The 1,569-nt window shown below is 46.4% G+C and carries 1 protein-coding gene; it reads right to left on the bottom strand.

The genetic code is table 11. From position 1 onward, the window contains the following. Positions 1–27: 27 nt before the first annotated feature. Positions 28–678 carry a 7-cyano-7-deazaguanine synthase QueC gene (gene queC, locus QVO39_RS06920; RefSeq protein ID WP_018028788.1) on the bottom strand — a complete coding sequence of 217 codons (651 nt, stop codon included), beginning with the start codon at positions 676–678 and terminating at the stop codon, positions 28–30. Between the last annotated feature and the right edge of the window lie 891 nt (positions 679–1,569).

The following is a 1,569-nucleotide window of genomic DNA, read 5'->3' as shown; positions in this document are numbered from 1 at the left end:
CGGCCCTTATTCTGTACTCCTTTCCGTTCATAGGTAAGGTATTGGGTCTACAAGTCCATTATCTCTAAAGGCCTCCTGTCGTTCTCTACAGGTGGCACACGCTCCACACGCTTTCTCACCCCCCTTGTAACAGCTCCAAGTGTGGCTGTAATCCACCCCCAACTTAGTCCCAATCGCCACAATCTCTGTTTTAGAGAGCCCAGTATAGGGCGCCTCCACCCGCACGTGGTGATAGGTCCCTTGCACCATCGCCTCATTCATTCCCTTGATAAAGGCCGCTGTACAATCGGGGTAAATATCGTGGTCTCCAAAGTGGTTGGCAATAAATACCTTGTCCATACCCCGGTCCTCAGCAAAGGCACAAGCGATAGAGAGCATCACCCCATTCCGAAAGGGGACCACCGTGCTCCGCATATTCTCCTCCTCATACTCCCCAGTAGGGATCTGCTCCGCCCCCTCTAATAGAGAGCTGTGCATCATCTTCACAAAGTCCAAATCCACCACCCTGTGCTCTATGCCAAGTTGCTTGCAGTGATATTCCGCACAAGGCACCTCTCGCGATTCATGGTTCGACCCATAGCGAAAAGTGAGTGCCAAACCGATTTCCTCCCGCTTATCATAGAGAAGCGTGATGCTATCCACACCTCCCGAAACTACTATAATTCCTTTCTTACTCATAACAGCTACAAAGATAAACAATAATTTTGAGGTGGAATGGCTCTGCTTTTTAGCCAAATTTGATTTGGGTGCCCTTATTAGGCAAGACTGGAAAGTCGTGAGTTAGGAGACGCAGATTTTACAGGGTTTGCGTTTGCCCACCTCTGAAATTTTGACGGCTTTTATTCTTGCTTTACAGTTGTTGAGTCCTTTGCACTCCCTTCTCGCATGATAGGCCTTGGAGTATTTCCCTGTACAGATGTATACGGTTCGTGTTTGCTGACTCCTTATCTCTGTGGGGTTGGCGGTGATGGAGAATAAAAGCAGCAATAGGGTGACGGTTAAGGAGCGAGTAAAGCTGTTCGTAGTCATGGTCATCTGTTATCTAGCAAGTTGGAGGTCATTGTTCACATTTGATATAGACCTAATGATTACAAAGATACCAAAAACTGCACCGCTTTTCTATCGTCTTTTCATGGATGATTCAGAGGTTGCGTATTAGAAAAACCTTATTGAGTGGTTTTCGTCTGACTGTCTATACTTTTAGAAATAGAGGAAACAGTGTGTCTACTCTTTCAGGAATAACAGATGAGTAGTGTATACTATAGTAGGAATGCGTTCTGGTACAACGCTTCATTCCGTATGCGTGCGGAATCCATTCCGCAGGGCTACGGAATCCATTCCGCACGCATACGGAATACGTTCCGCAGCCTAGCGGAATATCGGCGAACTGCAACGCTGGAATTATAATGATATATATGTGCGTGAGTTTTGTTATGCTCTCATGACAGGGGTTACGCATTAGAAAGAGACTTAGAAGCGTCACTTGCACGAATGATCATTTACAAGTTGTAGAGGATAATGGAGTAAGGACCTCGGTAGAGGTCCCTCTTAAATAGGCATAGGTCGGAG

This window comes from Porphyromonas sp. CAG:1061 (assembly GCF_000435035.1).
GTDB lineage: Bacteria > Bacteroidota > Bacteroidia > Bacteroidales > Porphyromonadaceae > Porphyromonas_A > Porphyromonas_A somerae.
Note: the sequence above shows the minus strand (reverse complement) of the source record. Positions and strands in the feature narration are given on the sequence as shown.

Coding starts and splice junctions, on each gene's coding strand:
- queC (WP_018028788.1), bottom strand. CDS start 678: ATGAGTAAGAAAGGAATTATAGTAGTTTCGGGAGGTGTGGATAGCATC.